This is a genomic window from Pseudomonas sp. SDO52101_S400 (assembly GCF_054071635.1).
Window position 1 is genome coordinate 1 of the sequence record NZ_JBSVWF010000168.1, and the last position, 270, is coordinate 270.

General features: G+C 51.5%; 1 protein-coding gene. It reads right to left on the reverse strand.

All coding sequences use genetic code 11. From position 1 onward, the window contains the following. Positions 1 to 219 (reverse strand): hypothetical protein (locus ACW9HX_RS29195; protein WP_457383226.1); only part of this gene is annotated, 219 nt, incomplete at its 3' end. Positions 220 to 270 lie beyond the last annotated feature (51 nt).

Sequence of the window (270 nt, forward strand, 5' to 3'; positions counted from 1 at the left end):
GGAGGGAGAGGGGACTGACCGAGTTGTTTGGGAGAGGTACGCCGACGTGACATACCGAGGTGAACTCGGGTTATAAAATGCATGCAACTCGAATCGTGCTTCCTCTGCCTCCTTTGCTTCCTTTGCTTCCTTTGCTTCCTCCCCTTCTTCTGCTCCTGCTTCAGTTTCAGTTTCAGTTTCAGTTTCAGTTTCAGTTTCAGCTTCTGCTTTCGCTCCCACCACTCAACACGATGAGCGTTAGCTCGAGTAAAGCTTTTGACGTGCCGGCCC